Genomic DNA, 14,042 nt, shown 5'->3' with positions numbered 1-14,042 from the left:
AAGTGGGGGAGGATTTTTTCGCCCAAAGAACCTAAGCGCAACGATCACGCTCAAAATTGCCGCGAAGAAACACCAAACGGAGATGAACCATCTCGCAAAGATCAGATAGGCCAGCATAAATGAGATCAAGGCGAGAGCCCCAAAGATCCTGACCATGATCTCATTCGACAGCAGTGGGCTTACGGTGGCTGCGAGAAGGTACCCCGTCATCGTCACTACAGCAAAAAAATGGGGTGACACATATTCAATGTGCCCCCCGTCGCCCGGGATGTGATCGGATACTCGAACATCAAATACAGCAGATACAAGCCGACCCCCATCCCAGCAATGGCGGTCAATTTCAGCAGTCTGCTCCGCCCACCTGGAGGCTCCAGCAAGAGTACGGCCAGAGGCACATAGGCCGGCCAGAGTACGTGCGAGAAAAACGAGTAGAACTGGGTCATGACGACATTGAGACCCGGCGCATCGTGTGCAAAGGTCCACCAGACGACACCCTCGCTCAGTTGCTGAATGGAAAAGAGCAGTGGTATTGCAGCAAAAGGAACCTCAGACGAACGTCGTGCCGCCTTCACGGTCATCGTGCCAACGCCGAGCAGAAATCCTCCGGCGGCAAGACTGGCAGTCATCGAAAAGCACATGGTTCAAGCTTCGTCGTGGCTATTGATCAATCGCATCAATGATGATCATCGCATTGTCGATGCAACGTCCGCTGGCGCTGTTGCATATAGCGATTACTAACGCCACCGGGGAAAGAACCTGGGCGTTTTTAGTGCGTAGCGATCGAATTCCTCCCCGAACTGCGTCCGCATTTCCGTCTCCTCCGTGATAGCGAGCCGGCCGTACATCATCAACAGGATCGGAAACATGAGCAATGTCAGGAGTGTGGGCCACTGCAGCAGAAAGCCCAGGAGGATCAGGACAAACGACACATATTGTGGGTGACGGATCCGCGCATATGGACCTGTCATTGCCAGTGTATGCCTGCGTTGCGCATGGTAGAGAACATTCCAGGCTGTAGACAGCAGATAGAAGCCGTAGCCCAGAAAGATATAGCTGGCGATATGCAGGACACCAAAATGCGGATCCCCCTTCTCTCCGAGCAGAGTGGCCCATAGGTGGCCAGTATCATGGGACATGATGTCCAGATTCGGAAACTTCGTCTGCAGCCATCCTGACAGCAGGTAAATCGTCAGTGGGAATCCGTACATTTCGACGAATAAGGCGACGATGAACGCGGAGAAGGCGCCGAAGGTCCTCCAGTCGCGAGCAGTTGCGGGCTTGAAGAAGCTGAACGCGAACATGATGAAGACGGCCGAGTTCAAAGCCACCAGCAGCCAAAGTCCATAAGCAGGTTCGGCGTGAGTCATGGTGCATCTCCCTTGTCGCCGGAACCAGGTCCCAGGTTGTCCTGTCGGCTGGGTCCGTGCTTATGACCATGCCCGCGATGCATGAAAAAATGCATGATGGGGCAGGCGAGAATAAACAAGTATGGGAGCGCAGTGGCTACGTGTACCAGATGCTCTTTCAACAGAAAGTAACCGGCAACGGCCCCGATCACGAGCAAGCCGACCGAATAACGTGACCCCCAGAATGACGGGGCAGGTTCATGTTGGTGATGTTCGTGATTCATGGCGCCCCCCGATTACTTTCCGGCTGGTGCCGGCTGGATGTCCATCATCATCTGCATCATCATCTGCATCATGTCCATGCGTTTCTCCATCATTTGCTGACGGTCTTCCATGTTGCCAGGCATGCTCTTGCTGTCTTGCGCGCCACCCATCCCCGGGCCACTCATGCCACCCCCACCCATACCTGCGCCGGCCATGCCGGAGCCTTTCATCATGTTCATCATGGACATGCCGTCCTGCATCATTTTCATGTGCTCACCCATGAGTGCACCACGCTCACCTGCGGATTGGGCGCTCATCATTTTCTGATGCATTTCGCCCATCATCATCATTTGCTGGTCCATCCGCTCAATGTTCTGCTTCACGGCCGCTGAAGGCTTCGGCGCAGAGGCTTTTGTCGCTGGCGGTTTTGCCGCGGGGGTCTTGGATTTCGGCGCTGACGCAGCGCCGGCGGGGTGATGGGCCTCGTGATCTTGCGGGTCAGGTTGAGCGGCCAGGCTCAACGTTGAAAGACACGTGATCAAGGACACAGCGATCAGGGAACGTACTGCTTTCATACCAACCTCCTAGAAGTGAAAAACCAATTGCGAACGGGAAACGCCTTACCTCTCGGCCTCCCCCGAGATGGTCAAAAAGGGGTGGGACTTTAGATATTCCTTTGCGTAAGACAACTCCCCAGTAGATTCCGCGTGCAGGGTGAACAAGGGCGTGCCCTGCTGCACAGAGTCCCCGAGCTCAACATGCATGGCCAAGCCGGCGGTTGGAGTTGTTGGTGCTCCCAGCAGCTTCGCCAGGCGTGACAGACGTCTGTTATCAATGTGAGAAATGTGTCCCGAAGATGCTGCGATGACGGGGTCTTTGATTCTGGCGACGGGTGGCTCATGCAAACCTCCTTGCGCTTCGCAAATACCTTGGAATTTCTGCCACGCCATACCAGAGTCAAGCAGCCGCCATGCGAGCGAGTTCCCCGTTCCTGGAGTCGCTTTGCCACAGAACTCCAGCAGGTCGCCCGCCAAGTTGAGCGCACGCATCCGGAGATCGACGGGTGCATGCGCGGCCCCACGGAGTACGCCCATCACGTCGTGAGCTTCGAGCGCTGGGCCGACACCTTGACCTACCGGCTGGCCTCCCCGGGTATGGCGTATGTGCAAATTCAGGCCACAGGCGTCGCCGACCTGCTGAAGCATGGTGGTCAGTCGGCGTGCGTCCTCCTCGCTACGAACTTTTGCGGTGGGGCCAACCGGGATATCCAACACGACATGTGTCGCCCCCGCAGCGATTTTCTTGGACAGCACAGAGGCCACCAGCTGGGCATCACTGTCCAGGTCCAAGGGCCGCTCAACACGAATCAGTAGATCGTCGGCAGGGCTCAGCGACAACGCGCCACCCCAGGCAAGACAACCTCCCTCTCGCTCAACGACCCGTCGCATGGCCCCCAGATCCAGTGTCACGTTTGTCATCGTCTCCATCACGTCCGCTGTTCCAGCCGGGGACGTGATGGCGCGCGAGGAGGTCTTGGGCATGGTTAGACCGGCCGCGGCGACGATGGCCACGACGATCGGTGTCGTCCTGTTGCCGGGCAGACCACCAACACAATGCTTGTCCGCGATCGGGGTTCGCCCCCAATCGATCCGCGTTCCTGCCTCCACCATGGCTAGAGTCAGGTCGATGACTTCCTGCAGATCCATGCGGCCACCGGCGCAGGCACTGAGAAATGCCGCCAGATGCATATCGGAATAGTGACCCGCAGATACATCCGTGATGATGCTGCGGTATGCCGACGCATCGAGCCGGTGCCCGTATATCTTGGACCGCAGCGCACTGTAGGACTCCAGCGTCGGCGCGTGGGAGACTTGGAGTTGGCTTTGCTCGTCTGCAGCCAACGTCTGGGCTGCACCACGCGAAAGGCCAACTTCGCCTGGCAACAGCAAGTCGGAATCGATCACGTTGAGGGTGGCGATGATATGGCGATCCCCCAGGTCCACGCGTACCCGGGTTTGCGATTGAAAACCCTCAGCCCGACACACATGACAGTCTCGCCGCATGTAGATCACATACTCCTGCTGCGTGTCGATTCCCAACAGCCGGTACCGAAGCGCAGCATGCGTCTCGTGATCTTCAAGAGCGTGGAGGTGACTCATGGCACCAGCTCCACGGTCTGGCCTAAGCGGGGCACGCCAGCCGTCCAGCCGAGTTCTCTGTCCACACGCTGTCGCAAAATGTCGGCCGGTCCTGGCTCGCCATGAGTCAGGAAGACCTTCCTGGGCGCGTGGGGCATAGCGGCCATCCAGCGCATGAGCTGTCCGGCATCGGCGTGTGCGGACATGCCGCGCAGCATCGCGACTTCGGCATTGACAGCTACATCCTCGCCAAAGATCCGGATAGACTTCTCCCCGGCGGCTAGACGTGCACCACGAGTCCCCCCGGCCTGATAGCCCACCAGGACGATGGTGTTGCGCCGGTCCGGTGCCATTCTCTTGAGATGGTGCAGCACCCGACCTCCGGTGGCCATGCCGCTGGCCGAGATGATGACGGCGGGGTAGCGAACGTTGTTCAGGGCGCGTGATTCGTCAGAGGTCCGGACCATGGTGGCAACCCGGCACAGACCTTTGCACTCTTCCGGGCTCAGTCGGTGCTCCTTCCGGTGCCGGTGGTAGATCTCGGTCATGTCGATGGCCATCGGACTGTCTAGGAACACGGGCAGATCCGGTATCGCGTGTCGTGCCTTGAGGCGCGAGAGCAGAAACAGCAGGGTCTGCGCGCGCCCCACCGCGAAGGCCGGTACCACAACGCTGCCACCGCGACCCGCCGTTCTCTGGATGATCTCGGCCAGAAGCGCCTCGTTGTCCTCCGGCTGGTGCAGCCGATCGCCATAGGTGGACTCGATGACTAGGTAGTCCGCCGTCCCAAGCGGTGTCGGCGGCCGCATGATCGGATCGTCATCGCGTCCAACATCTCCTGAAAAGACGATGGTCAAGCCGCCCGCCTGAATTTCTGCGTTGGCCGCACCAATAATATGACCCGCTGGCCGCAGTGAAAGCTGCATGTCAGGCACCATTTCTATGGTTTCATTAAATGGCACAGCCTGCATATAGCGCAAAACATGTCGCGCATCCTGTTCTGTGTAGAGAGGAAGAGCCGGCTTATGCTTGCTGGCCTGGTGGCGATTCAGATATTCGGCTTCTTCCTCCTGCAGCCTCGCACTATCAGGCAGGAGCAGGTGACAAAGGTCGATGGTTCCTGGCGTGGTGTAGATGGGGCCGCGATACCCGTTCCGAAGCAGCAGAGGCAGGGCACCGGAGTGATCCAGATGCGCATGGGTCAGGATGACACAGTCCAGGCGCGAGACATCCACTGGGAAAGGCTCCCAGTTCATCTCCCGCAAATGCTTGTAGCCTTGGAAGAGCCCGCAATCGACCAGGATCTGACGTCCGGCATGCTCCAGCAGGTATTTGGAGCCTGTTACTGTGCCTGCAGCGCCGAGAAACGTCAGCTTCATGTCCATTCCTTGTCGCGACGAATTTTTCGCTATTCGTCCTTGCCGAGCAACTGCTTGAGTTGTTCGTACTCTTCCGGCTTGATCTCGCCCTTGGCCAGTCGGCGTCGCAAGACCTGATGCGGTGTCTCCCGCAGGCCGTCATCTCGACCACGGCTAGGAGGCCAAGGACCGAACAATAGCGCGATGATGATGATCACCCAGAAGATCCACCAGAAAGCATGCATGCCGACCATGTAGTAACCATCACCAAAGTACATCGAGATTCTCCCGTTACTGAAGATGCAGTGAATCGTGGGAGCGTCACTCGACTGGCTGGAGATCGGTGATAACCATCTTGCCGCCTTCGTTGACGACCATGAACTTGACCTTATCGCCAGGCTTCAAGTTTGTCAGCAATCCCTTGTCCTTTGCCGTGAAGACCATGGTCATGCCTGGCATGTCCAGATGTTTGATATCGCCGTGCTTGATGGTGATCTTGCCAGTCTCACGATCGACCTTGCGGACCTCCCCATCGGTCATGGACGCGGATTGCGACATACCCATCTTGCTCTGGTCCATCATCATGGTTTGCGCGATGCTGCTCATAGGCAAGGCTATGCCCAATGCGAGAGACGAAATGGCAAGAATATGTTTGATGTTTTTCATGATTTCCTCGCGGGATATTGCTGAGAACCTGTTGCGACCCTTCTTGGTGGCCAGCACGACCTGGTGCAGATCGTGCAGACCGTGCCTTCGGATGGGTTTCATTTCCTGGCGACCTTGACCGCACCTTTCATCCCTGCTTCATAGTGGCCAGGCATCAGACAGGCGAAATTCACGGTGCCAGCCTTGGTGAACTGCCAGATGATCTCGCCCTGCTTCCCCGGAGCCAGCGTGACCTTGCTGGGCTCGTCGTGCTCCATATCGGGAAACTTCTTCATCTGCTCCAGATGCTCCATCAGTTCCTGCTGCGTTCCAAGACTGAGTTCGTGCTTGACCTTGCCGACGTTCTTGACCACGAACCGGACGGTTTCGCCTTGCTTGACCTGAACGTCTGCGGGCGTATAGCGCATGCTGTCGTTCATTTCGATGGTGATGGTGCGGTTGACCCGTGCAGCCACGCCTGGCTTGCCGATCGCCGTCTCCTCATCGTCGTGGCCGTGGCCGCCGGCATGGTTGCCACCAGCGAAAGCCGAGCTGGACAGGGCAATCGCCATCAGGGCCATCACTTTGGCCAGGGTGCGTGTCTTGTGTGTCATGGATATCTCCTTGGATTAAAAATTCAGTGCCCGCTGTGGGACTGAGGCTTGCGAACTTTGACTTCGGTCGGTTGGCTGGGGGTCTGCGCACGAGGCATGGATTGGCCGCCTTCGGCCTTGAACCTCGCAGGCTCGCTGAGCGGGCCTTCGTACTCGTGGGCCACCGTGCCTTCGGGATGCTTGAACCACCCCGGGTCCTTGTAGTCCCCGGGCTTCTGATCGCGCCGAACCTTGAGCACACTGAACATGCCACCCATCTCCACCGAACCAAACGGGCCTTCGCCAGTCATCATGGGGGCGGTGTTGTCGGGTATGGGCATCTCCATTTCCGTCATGTCCGCCATGCCACGCTCCCCCATGACCATATAGTCCGGGATCAGGTTGTTGATCTTCTTGGACAGGCCGCGGTGGTCCACGCCTATCAGCGTAGGGAGGTTATGTCCCATGGCGTTCATGGTGTGGTGGCTCTTGTGGCAGTGGAAGGCCCAGTCGCCTTCCTCGTCCGCGAGGAACTCAACCTGACGCATCTGGCCAACCGCGACATCGGTGGTCACCTCATACCAGCGCGTGCTTTTCGGTGTGGGCCCGCCATCGGTTCCAGTCACCAGGAACTCATGGCCATGCAGGTGGATGGGGTGATTGGTCATCGTCAGATTGCCAATCCGGATCCGGACCTTGTCGTTCAGGCGGACATTCAGGGAGTCGATGCCGGGGAAGATACGGCTGTTCCAGGACCACAGATTGAAGTCCAGCATGGTCATGATCTTGGGGGTGTAGCTCCCGGGATCGATATCAAAGGCGTTCAGGAGAAAGCAGAAGTCTCTCTGAACCTCGTCGATCAGCGGATTCTTGACCTTGGGATGGGTCACCCAGAAGCCCATCATGCCCATGGCCATCTGCGTCATCTCGTCGGCATGTGGGTGGTACATGAAAGTGCCCGGCCGGCGCGCCACGAACTCGTAGACAAAGGTCTTACCGGGTTGAATCGCCGGCTGGTTCAGGCCGGCGACGCCGTCCATGCCGTTGGGCAGCCTTTGGCCATGCCAGTGGATGCTGGTGTGTTCCGGCAGCTTGTTGGTCACGAAGATGCGCACGCGGTCGCCCTCGACCACCTCGAGGGTGGGCCCGGGACTCTGGCCGTTGTAGCCCCAAAGATGGGCTTTGAACCCGGGTGCCATCTCGCGGACCACCGGTTCAGCCACGAGGTGGAATTCCTTGACGCCCTGGTTCATGCGCCAGGGCAGGGTCCAGCCGTTGAGCGTGACCACCGGGTTGTAGGGGCGGCCGCTGTTGGGAACCAATGGGGCCATGGTGTCTGGGCTGGTCTGGATGACCGGCTCGGGCAGGGCCGCCATGGCCACGCGGCTGACCGAGGCCGCTGCCACAGCACCGCCAGCGACGCCTGCTAACTTGAAAAAATCTCTTCTGGATGTCATTGCGGATTCCCTGAAAATCAATGGCCGGCGGCGGCGGCACCGGAAGGAGGTGCTGCTGCGGATAGCGTCGTGCTGGTCGGACGCCCGATGAGGGAAGCCTGCAAGGCTGCGTCAGCCAGCCAGAACTGTTGCTCTGTGTTGATGGCGGCAATGACCGTATTGACTTGATCACGGGCGTCGGCGAGCAGCTCGAAAACGCCGATGATCATTCCGTTGTAGCGCAGCTGGTTCTCGTCTGAGATCACCTTGCGCAGCGGCACGACCTCATCGCGGTGATGGCGCGCCACGTCGTAGGCGGTGCGGTAGCCGGAATAGCTCTCGCGCAGGCTGGATCCGGCCGCACGAATTGTGGCTTCCAGCTGGTTGGCTGCGGCCAGCGTACGCGCGCTCATCGCATCGCGCTGCATGCCACCCCAGTCGAAAATCGGCAACCGTACCCCGATTTCATAGCCACGCGGATCTGAACGGCTTCCCGTTGCGCTGTCGGTCTTGGTATTGCGGCGCGCCGTGAGTTCGATGTCGGTGAGGCTGGTCACCGTGGTCAAACCTTGAGATTTGGCATAAGCCTCGAAGTTCGTCTGTGCGAGCCGGATATCCAGGCGGTTGCGTGTGGCGTACGAACCTGCGGTCTGGGGATCCATGGCCTGCTTGGGCAGATCAGGCAAGCGCTCGGGGAGCTTGAGCAGCGGGGCCTGTGCTTCATCGAGCCCCAGCCGGCGGACCAACTCCTCCCGCGTTGCCGTGGCCTGATGGTTGGCCGTGGCCAGGCGTGTGGCAGCATCTGCGTAGAAGGCCTGCTCGCGGGCACGGCTGATGCGACTGAAGTTGCCCGCGGCCTGCATGCGCCGGGCAATCTCGGAGGTGGCTTCTGCACTCTCGTACACCTGACGGGCATACCGGAGGGTTTGCTGCGCCGCAACGGCACGCACCCAGGCCTGGCGGACCTGCGTGACCTGGTCTACCACTTCGCTGGTCAGGCGCAGCTGCGACTGCTCGATGCGGTAGCGGGAAATCCCCTGGCGGGTCGGCAGCGTCAGCAGGTCCAGCAGACCAAACGACAGAGCGCGTCCAATTTCCAGCTCATCGCCCGCGACCATGCGCTCGTAGCTGAAAATTGGGTTGGCGATCCGGCCAATCTGGGCGGCGTCGGCCGATTCCGCCCAGCCCTGGGCCAACAAGGCCTGCAGGGAGGGGCTGTTGACCAAGGCCAGTTGTACGGCTTCGCGCTGCCCCAGAGGCTGGGTGAGGAGTGCCTGGGCGGCGTCAGCCCGCTCCTTGCGCTCCTGCTCCGTGCGCGAAAGCGCCAGTTTCTTCTCCGTGAAGCTGCTAGCCTCGTCGTTCACGCGGCTGACGTTCTGTTCGAGACTGACGCTGGCGCAGCCGGACAGAACCGCCAGAGTCACGGCCGATATCGCGAGCCTGGCTCCGCTCGATTGCAGAGTGCGTCTCATCGCTTGGAACCTCCGTGATGCCCTTCATGGGCCGCAGACGAAGGTACCGTGTCATTGGCAGGCTCAGCCGTTCTGGCTTCCTTGGCATAAGTGCGCCATCCCCCGATACGGCCAACGGTGTCGTTAACCTCCCGCCAGGACTGGACCGGTTGGTCAGCGTAGGCCTGATACCCGTTCAGGGGCGAGGTGTAGGTCAGTTGGGCCGGGGGTGCCGGTGGCGGGGTCTGCTCGGCCGTGATCTGCGCCATGGCTGAGCCGGCAAGCAGCGCCATCGTCCAGGGAAGCAATTTTCCGAAGGACAGGCTGTGGGTAGGGATGGTCATGGATTCCTCTTGGGGTAACTCGCTGATTTCAGGGGGTGATTCTGAGAAACCGACGCCGTCAGAAAGCTGACTTGCGGATTACATTTCTGTAATCTTGCTGACGAAGGCCAGAAACTTGTCAAACTGACGCCCAGTCGGCTGTGGAGTGCATGCGTGAAGATATTGATCGTTGAAGACGAGCACAAAACTGGGGAGTACCTGCGCCAGGGTCTGGGGGAGGCTGGTTTTGTGGTCGATCTGGCGCGAGATGGAACGGATGGGTTGCACCAAGCCCTCCAAGAGCCCTACGATCTGGTCATCCTGGATGTCATGCTGCCTGGCATCGATGGCTGGCAGGTCCTTCAGGCCATACGCAAACGCGGGCTGCAGATGCCGGTGTTGTTTCTCACGGCACGTGACCAGGTGGAAGACCGCATCAAGGGGCTCGAACTTGGCGCCGACGACTATCTGGTCAAGCCGTTTTCCTTCGCCGAGTTGCTCGCCCGGGTGCGAACCATCCTGCGACGCGGCCGCAGTGGCACAGAGCCAACCACCCTGCTGGTGGCCGACCTGGAGCTGGATCTGCTGCGTCGCCGTGTCGCTCGGGGGGGGCGGAAAATCGATCTGACCGCCAAAGAGTTCGGATTGCTGGAGTTACTGATGCGTCGCCGGGGCGAGGTCCTTCCGCGTTCCCTGATCGCCTCCCAGGTGTGGGACATGAACTTCGATGGGGACACCAATGTCATCGAGGTAGCCATGAGGCGGTTGCGGGTCAAGGTCGACGAGGGCCGTGAGGTCAAGCTTATCCAGACGGTGCGCGGCATGGGCTACGTGCTGGAAGTCCCAGAGGAGTCCTGAGTGCTTCGGTCTCTGTCTCTGACCTCCCGTCTCACCCTGTTCTTCACGCTGCTCTCCGCGGCGATCGTTTTGGGCCTGGGTGTCATTTTTCTGGTGGCGTCCGAACGTCATTTCATTGACCTTGACGACATTGTTTTGCAAGACAAACAGCGTCTGGTTGGAGAGTTGCTCGCCAGGTCCAGCTCAACACAAGACGCTCAAGTTCGATTGAAGGAGGCGTTGGACCATCATCACGGTCTCTATGTGCTTATCAAAGACGTGCATGGCCGCGTTTTTTTCGAGTCGGATGATTTCAACTTGCCCGATGCGGCGGCACTCCCCGAACCCGGGAGCACCCCAAAATCCCTGCTATGGAGCAGTCGAGAGCGCGCTTACCACGGTCTTGCACAGTGGTCAGAGACCAATCACGGTGAATCTACTGAAATGTTGATCTTGGTTGCCATCGACACCGAGCACCACACTCATTTCATGGCGCAGCTGCAGCACACTCTGGCGCTTTATGCCGTGCTCGCCACCCTGGTAAGCGGGTTTGCAGGCTGGTTCGCCGCTCACCAGGGCATGGCCCCGCTGCGCGCCATGAAATCGAGAGCCTCGGTGGTCAGTGGCCAGCAGCTCAATCAACGCATGCAGGTCGAAGCCGTGCCCATCGAAATGGCCGATCTGGCCAATGAGCTTAACCACATGCTGGATCGGTTGCAGCAGGATTTCCAGCGCTTGTCCGATTTTTCGTCCGACCTGGCGCATGAGCTACGCACGCCCATCAGCAACCTCCTGACGCAGACGCAGGTGGCCTTGTCCAACCGGCGTGATGCCGACACCTATCGCGACATCCTGGCCTCCAACGCTGAGGAGTTCCAGCGCTTGGCACGCATGGTGTCCGACATGCTCTTTCTGGCCAAGACCGAAAGAGGGCTCCAGCTCCCCAGCAAAGAGCTTTTCTCGGCCGAACAGGAGGCTCAGGCTTTGCTGGACTTCTACGAGGCCGTGGCCGAGGAAAAAAACGTACGCATGAGCCTGCACGGCAGCGGCAACATCCTGGGCGACCGGCTGATGTTTCGCAGAGCGGTGAGCAACCTGCTGTCCAACGCCTTGCGGCATACGAAGATGGCTGGGGAGGTCTGCATCGAGATCAGCGATACCGAAAATTCAACCCAAGTCTCTGTGGAGAACACGGGTGACGGCATTGATCCGAAAATCATGCCCAGGCTGTTTGACCGCTTCTATCGTGCGGATCCATCACGAGCACAGCCGGACTCTGACGGAACCGGATTGGGACTCGCCATCACGCGCGCAATTGTTGAAGCACACGGAGGGAAGATCGAAGTTTCGTCCGCTCAGGGCCGAACAAGATTTACTCTGGAGTTCAGAAAAGTCAGCCTGACATGAGTAAGAACTCAGACAATACCCTTACTCAGGCAGCGGCGCATTGGAACTAACGCAAATGTAATCGCCGGCACATCTTCATGTCAGGGCTGATCGACAGAATACATAACGTGCATCCGCACAAAGTGCATTGATTGACATTGCACCTGTATTTCAAGAAAGGACCTGATATGAACACCCGAATCACCTCGCTCTTCGCTGCCGCCGTACTCAGCACTCTGGCATCGACCGCTTTTGCCACCGACTCGCTGGCAAACAATGTCGACAAGACCTACCGCCTGAAGGACGGCGGCACTGTATTCGTTTTCAAGGATGGGAAAATGGCTGCGGCCGACAAGTTCGACCGCGTCGTCCATCTCCCCAAAGGCCAAGTCCTGGAAACGGCTGACGGTCAGAAGATCGTCATGACCAGCAGCGAAAGTGCGCGTCTCGACTTCCAGCTGCGCCAAGGTCACGAGAACTGACCTGTCATCTAGGCATACCCCATTTGAGGTAGTGCCTTTCGTTCCTTTGGGGGGCGATGCCTCACGGGCCTTGGCGATGGTCAAACGATCTTGTCAAGGCTCGTGGAATCTCTGCCATTCGAAACTTTGACCTAGTCCATCCGGTCTTCGCAATATACGGCTACGAACGCTTGCGTCGATGTCTTCGTTCCGGTTACGCATACTGCGCCGGAGCCGATCCGTACACATCTGATAGATGTAGTAAACAAAGATCAGTACTAGTACGGTGGCCATGGCCACCCGAAAGAATGCCCCAAAAATCATGGAAATGCTGGATGAAATCCAAGTCTGTGTTATCTACTTTAATTGCACGGAATACCAGAGACCTCTTTTACTCGCGTGATTAGCCATTGACGAGATTCCATGTCTCCATTTCGACCTCCGCCTCCCGCAGGAGAAATTTGTTAACAGAGTCAGAAAATCTCTCGAAGTCCCTCGCCGAGATCCCGAGCCGGTAGGTGCCGCTTAGTGGAACCAATAACGTCGCGAAATAGTCCGCCGCGAGCTGACGAAATCTGACCAACGGCTCCTGCAGCAACTCAGGCTCTGACGCAATCAGTTGATCCAGTGTCCACAAGATGCCGATCACCGCGAATCGGAACACTGCGGCTTGGCCCGCAAACTCGGCCCGCCGAAGGGCGCAAGCCAGCGCCCCAAGCGACCAGACCGATGGCCTGGACGCCAACTCGTATATCCGGTCTTCCCACAGGTCCTGGAGCACAAGTCCTGCGGAGGGTCCTGGGATGTCTATATTGAGCATGATCTCAAGGTACTGCGGGGGAAGCAGCCTCACGCACTCCAGTACCTCCTGCGCGTAGAACGGACCGGGGTCCAGCAGGTACCAGACCGGCGTATCAAACCAGGCTGCAGATCCTGGATAGGCAAGCTCTCCATATTCAACCCAATCCCCGCGACCGCCAGGCCGCCGCGGAATCTGGACACTGTGCTTCCCTCGGCAATAGCGGTCCAGCCGATTGCTCGCCTCGAATCGTTGCAGCCCGGCGCGCTCGTAGAGTTTCTCCTCCAGATTTTTTCGCCCTCTCACGCCGGCAACCAGGAAGAGATTCCGGACCCAGGTCTGGGCTCTGAGTCGGTCGAGTTCTGTGGTCTTGCGGTTCGCCATGCCTGAGGGGGTGCGGTGAGAGATGCGCGATTCGTGATTTGGACAAATTTGACACCAAATTTAACCCTTCCAGTTCAGGTCGTTTTCATGCACATTCCGCGGAAATCATTCAACTGCCCGAATCGTCATCAAAAGTGCCCCAAACGACCGATCTGTTCTCCCGCCTGCTCGAGCGCTATGGCGAGCTCGTCGAGCTCAAGGAGCTGGCTCCCCTCTTGAAATATCCCAGCTCGACGGCGCTGCGCCGAGCCGTCGACGGCAATCGCCTGGATCTCAAGCTGGTCACCATTGGACGTCGCAGGGTCGCGGCGACCCAGGACGTCGCTAAGTTGTTGGTCGAATCGGGATTGTTCCAAGGGTGAGGGCTGCGTGTCTCCTTTGAACGCCCCTACCCAGTGACTTGCCAGTCCTCCGCTTGTACCCGCGACGGACAGGGCAAGAACTCAACCGCCCACTTCCGTGTTTAGTCAAATCATGAAAGGAGCCGCCATGCTCAATAGCTCATAGCTGTCCAGCGTGGGGAAAAAGAAAACGGCCCGAAGCTGTTGACGCAGAATCGGGCCGTGGGCACACAAGTGTTGAAGAACGACTTGATGTCTACAGTATCCCCCAGGTTTGCTT

16 protein-coding genes and 1 pseudogene are annotated in these 14,042 nt (G+C 58.7%); 4 read left to right on the top strand and 13 right to left on the bottom strand.

Annotated features, from left to right (window positions below):
- Positions 1 to 78: 78 nt before the first annotated feature.
- The 12 genes and pseudogenes from HTY51_RS02855 to HTY51_RS02800 all read right to left on the bottom strand — a co-directional run.
- Positions 79 to 578 (bottom strand): annotated as a pseudogene (locus tag HTY51_RS02855) (DUF6629 family protein); the annotation flags it as partial.
- Between the two features lie 156 nt (positions 579 to 734).
- Entirely contained in the window at positions 735 to 1,367 is a 633-nt protein-coding gene (locus tag HTY51_RS02850; RefSeq protein ID WP_174251311.1) for an isoprenylcysteine carboxylmethyltransferase family protein, read from the bottom strand.
- Positions 1,364 to 1,630 carry a DUF2933 domain-containing protein gene (locus HTY51_RS02845; RefSeq protein WP_174251310.1) on the bottom strand — a complete coding sequence of 89 codons (267 nt, stop codon included), beginning with the start codon at positions 1,628 to 1,630 and terminating at the stop codon, positions 1,364 to 1,366. Before HTY51_RS02845 ends, HTY51_RS02850 begins: the two co-directional genes overlap by 4 nt.
- Positions 1,631 to 1,642: 12 nt before the next feature.
- The gene (locus HTY51_RS02840) at positions 1,643 to 2,185 is read right to left on the bottom strand and encodes a hypothetical protein (protein WP_174251309.1); all 543 of its coding nucleotides are present in this window, start codon (positions 2,183 to 2,185) and stop codon (positions 1,643 to 1,645) included.
- Between the two features lie 45 nt (positions 2,186 to 2,230).
- Positions 2,231 to 3,769 (bottom strand): thymidine phosphorylase family protein, encoded by a 1,539-nt coding sequence (locus HTY51_RS02835; protein WP_174251308.1) that lies wholly within the window; start codon positions 3,767 to 3,769, stop codon positions 2,231 to 2,233.
- The gene (locus HTY51_RS02830) at positions 3,766 to 5,127 is read right to left on the bottom strand and encodes an MBL fold metallo-hydrolase RNA specificity domain-containing protein (RefSeq protein ID WP_174251307.1); all 1,362 of its coding nucleotides are present in this window, start codon (positions 5,125 to 5,127) and stop codon (positions 3,766 to 3,768) included. Before HTY51_RS02830 ends, HTY51_RS02835 begins: the two co-directional genes overlap by 4 nt.
- A 29-nt stretch (positions 5,128 to 5,156) precedes the next feature.
- Complete coding sequence (locus HTY51_RS02825) at positions 5,157 to 5,384, bottom strand: SHOCT domain-containing protein (protein WP_254606965.1); 228 nt, start codon at positions 5,382 to 5,384, stop codon at positions 5,157 to 5,159.
- A 43-nt stretch (positions 5,385 to 5,427) separates the two neighbouring features.
- On the bottom strand, positions 5,428 to 5,772 hold the full coding sequence (locus tag HTY51_RS02820; protein ID WP_174254141.1) for a copper-binding protein: 345 nt from the start codon (positions 5,770 to 5,772) through the stop codon (positions 5,428 to 5,430).
- Between the two features lie 98 nt (positions 5,773 to 5,870).
- Positions 5,871 to 6,365, bottom strand: coding sequence for a plastocyanin/azurin family copper-binding protein (locus HTY51_RS02815; protein ID WP_174251306.1), 495 nt, complete (start codon positions 6,363 to 6,365; stop codon positions 5,871 to 5,873).
- A 23-nt stretch (positions 6,366 to 6,388) separates the two neighbouring features.
- Complete coding sequence (locus tag HTY51_RS02810) at positions 6,389 to 7,801, bottom strand: multicopper oxidase family protein (protein ID WP_174251305.1); 1,413 nt, start codon at positions 7,799 to 7,801, stop codon at positions 6,389 to 6,391.
- Between the two features lie 17 nt (positions 7,802 to 7,818).
- Entirely contained in the window at positions 7,819 to 9,252 is a 1,434-nt protein-coding gene (locus HTY51_RS02805) for a TolC family protein (RefSeq protein WP_174251304.1), read from the bottom strand.
- The gene (locus HTY51_RS02800) at positions 9,249 to 9,575 is read right to left on the bottom strand and encodes a hypothetical protein (RefSeq protein WP_174251303.1); all 327 of its coding nucleotides are present in this window, start codon (positions 9,573 to 9,575) and stop codon (positions 9,249 to 9,251) included. Before HTY51_RS02800 ends, HTY51_RS02805 begins: the two co-directional genes overlap by 4 nt.
- 153 nt (positions 9,576 to 9,728) lie before the next feature.
- Between HTY51_RS02800 and HTY51_RS02795 the strand changes: the two genes are divergently transcribed.
- The 3 genes from HTY51_RS02795 (at position 9,729) to HTY51_RS02785 (ending at position 12,259) form a co-directional block, all read left to right on the top strand.
- Positions 9,729 to 10,412, top strand: a complete 684-nt coding sequence (locus HTY51_RS02795; RefSeq protein ID WP_057675105.1) for a heavy metal response regulator transcription factor — start codon at positions 9,729 to 9,731, stop codon at positions 10,410 to 10,412.
- Positions 10,413 to 11,798: a heavy metal sensor histidine kinase gene (locus tag HTY51_RS02790; protein WP_174251302.1), complete on the top strand. Its 1,386-nt coding sequence runs from the start codon at positions 10,413 to 10,415 to the stop codon at positions 11,796 to 11,798.
- Between the two features lie 167 nt (positions 11,799 to 11,965).
- Positions 11,966 to 12,259: a CopK family periplasmic copper-binding protein gene (locus tag HTY51_RS02785; protein WP_174251301.1), complete on the top strand. Its 294-nt coding sequence runs from the start codon at positions 11,966 to 11,968 to the stop codon at positions 12,257 to 12,259.
- A gap of 382 nt (positions 12,260 to 12,641) precedes the next feature.
- On the opposite strand, the gene HTY51_RS02780 is transcribed toward HTY51_RS02785, so the two are convergent.
- Positions 12,642 to 13,421: a hypothetical protein gene (locus tag HTY51_RS02780; protein ID WP_174251300.1), complete on the bottom strand. Its 780-nt coding sequence runs from the start codon at positions 13,419 to 13,421 to the stop codon at positions 12,642 to 12,644.
- A 38-nt stretch (positions 13,422 to 13,459) separates the two neighbouring features.
- Here HTY51_RS02780 and HTY51_RS02775 point away from each other — a divergent pair, with 38 nt between their 5' ends.
- Positions 13,460 to 13,783: a hypothetical protein gene (locus HTY51_RS02775; RefSeq protein ID WP_156404503.1), complete on the top strand. Its 324-nt coding sequence runs from the start codon at positions 13,460 to 13,462 to the stop codon at positions 13,781 to 13,783.
- Positions 13,784 to 14,042: the final 259 nt, after the last annotated feature.

It is taken from the genome of Rhodoferax sp. BAB1 (assembly GCF_013334205.1).
Classification (GTDB): Bacteria; Pseudomonadota; Gammaproteobacteria; order Burkholderiales; family Burkholderiaceae_C; genus Hylemonella.
The sequence above is the reverse complement of the archived record's forward strand: the minus strand, read 5'-3'. Positions and strand labels throughout refer to the sequence as shown.